Below are 2,500 nucleotides of genomic sequence, written 5' to 3'. Positions count from 1 at the left end.
GGGGGCATACAGCCTTACTGACCCTAACCAAACTCCGAATACCCGGGAGTACTAGATGGCAGACACACTGCGGATGCTAACGTCCGTAGTGAAGAGGGAAACAACCCTGACCTCCGGCTAAGGCCCCTAATTCATGGCTAAGTGGGAAAGCAGGTGGGACGACCAAAACAACCAGGAGGTTGGCTTAGAAGCAGCCATCCTTTAAAGATAGCGTAACAGCTCACTGGTCTAATTAAGTTGTCCTGCGGCGAAGATGTAACGGGGCTCAAGCCATGAGCCGAAGCCGAGGATGCACATAGTGCATGGTAGCAGAGCGTAGTGTGACATAGTTCCATTCCTCCTTAATTCCGCTTGCGGAATATTGGAGGAGCGGAGCTTTCGATGAAGCGGGGGCGTGAGCCATCCCGTGGAGAGATCACTAGTGAGAATGATGACATGAGTAGCGACAAAGAGTGTGAGAGACACTCTCGCCGAAAATCCAAGGGTTCCTGCTTAAAGCTAATCTGAGCAGGGTAAGCCGACCCCTAAGGCGAGGCCGAAAGGCGTAGTCGATGGGAACCAGGTTAATATTCCTGGGCCAGGAAGTAGTGACGGATCTCAGAGGTAGTTCATCCTTATCGGATTGAATGGGCTGCTGAGAGGTCCCTGGAAATAGCTCTTCCATGAGATCGTACCCTAAACCGACACAGGTGGATAGGTAGAGAATACCAAGGCGCTTGAGAGAACTATGTTGAAGGAACTCGGCAAAATACCTCCGTAAGTTCGCGAGAAGGAGGCCCGGTTCCTACGCAAGTGGGAGCTGGGGGCACAAACCAGGGGGTGGCGACTGTTTATTAAAAACACAGGGCTCTGCGAAGTCGCAAGACGACGTATAGGGTCTGACGCCTGCCCGGTGCCTGAAGGTTAAAAGGAGGGGTGAGAGCTCTGAATTGAAGCCCAGGTAAACGGCGGCCGTAACTATAACGGTCCTAAGGTAGCGAAATTCCTTGTCGGGTAAGTTCCGACCTGCACGAATGGCGTAACGACTTCCCCGCTGTCTCCAACATAGACTCAGCGAAATTGAATTGCCTGTCAAGATGCAGGCTTCCCGCGGTTAGACGGAAAGACCCCGTGCACCTTTACTACAGCTTCACATTGGCATTAGGCCGAGCATGTGCAGGATAGGTGGTGGGCTTCGAAACTGAGACGCCAGTCTCAGTGGAGCCTCCCTTGAGATACCACCCTTGCTCTGCTTGATGTCTAACCGCGGTCCATTATCTGGATCCGGGACCCTGTGTGGCGGGTAGTTTGACTGGGGCGGTCGCCTCCTAAAGCGTAACGGAGGCGCGCGAAGGTTGGCTCAGAGCGGTCGGAAATCGCTCGTTGAGTGCAATGGCAGAAGCCAGCCTGACTGCGAGACTGACAAGTCGAGCAGAGACGAAAGTCGGCCATAGTGATCCGGTGGTCCCGAGTGGAAGGGCCATCGCTCAACGGATAAAAGGTACGCCGGGGATAACAGGCTGATACTGCCCAAGAGTCCATATCGACGGCAGTGTTTGGCACCTCGATGTCGGCTCATCTCATCCTGGGGCTGGAGCAGGTCCCAAGGGTACGGCTGTTCGCCGTTTAAAGAGGTACGTGAGCTGGGTTTAGAACGTCGTGAGACAGTTCGGTCCCTATCTGCCGTGGGTGTAGGATACTTGAGAGGAGTTGCCCCTAGTACGAGAGGACCGGGGTGAACGAACCACTGGTGGACCAGTTGTCGTGCCAACGGCAGTGCTGGGTAGCTATGTTCGGACAGGATAACCGCTGAAGGCATCTAAGCGGGAAGCCCCCCTCAAAACAAGGTATCCCTGAGGACCGAGGTAGACCACCTCGTCGATAGGCCAGAGATGTAAGTGCGGTAACGCATTCAGTTGACTGGTACTAATGGTCCGATAGGCTTGATTTGATCCAGTAATAGACAGACTGACACAAAATCAGAAACTCTGTGAACGATAATCAAAGCATACATTCCAACACTGAAAAGTCGCCAAACGGTGGCTGACAGTTATCAGAACGAATACTGACTTGAACAACTTGTTGATGTGGGAACGCGCCTTTCCTTCGGAAAGACGCTGTCTCCCACTCGCCGTGATTTGCCTCTGGCAAACACGGCGTGTATCTCTCAAATCGAGGATTTTCCTCGGTTTGGTGGTCATAGCGCAAGTGAAACACCCGGTCCCATCCCGAACCCGGAAGTTAAGCACTGTTGCGCCGATGGTACTGCATCTTAAGGTGTGGGAGAGTAGGGCACCGCCAAACCTAGAAAAATCCTCAATCAACGATAACAACAAAGAATACCCTTCAGACCAAAATACACTGAAGGGGACACGCAGTATTGCAACCGGCAATCCTGCTATAGTCCTCAACTAGCACAATAGCCGGTAGGACAAACAAAGTGTCGCGGGATGGAGCAGCCCGGTAGCTCGTCAGGCTCATAACCTGAAGGTCGTAGGTTCAAATCCTACTCCCGCAACCA

At 53.0% G+C, this 2,500-nt stretch carries 1 tRNA gene and 2 rRNA genes (1 of these 3 cut by a window edge); all 3 read left to right on the top strand.

Features of this window, described 5'->3' with window-relative positions:
• Nucleotides 1-1,930, top strand: a 23S ribosomal RNA gene (locus AC2T28_RS24815) (it extends 903 nt beyond the left edge of the window).
• Nucleotides 1,931-2,168: 238 nt separating this feature from the next.
• Nucleotides 2,169-2,283, top strand: a 5S ribosomal RNA gene (gene rrf / locus AC2T28_RS24810).
• A 140-nt stretch (nucleotides 2,284-2,423) separates the two neighbouring features.
• Nucleotides 2,424-2,500: transfer RNA gene (locus AC2T28_RS24805), tRNA-Met, on the top strand.

The organism is Parasedimentitalea nitratireducens (assembly GCF_057444295.1).
Note: the sequence above shows the minus strand (reverse complement) of the source record. Positions and strands in the feature narration are given on the sequence as shown.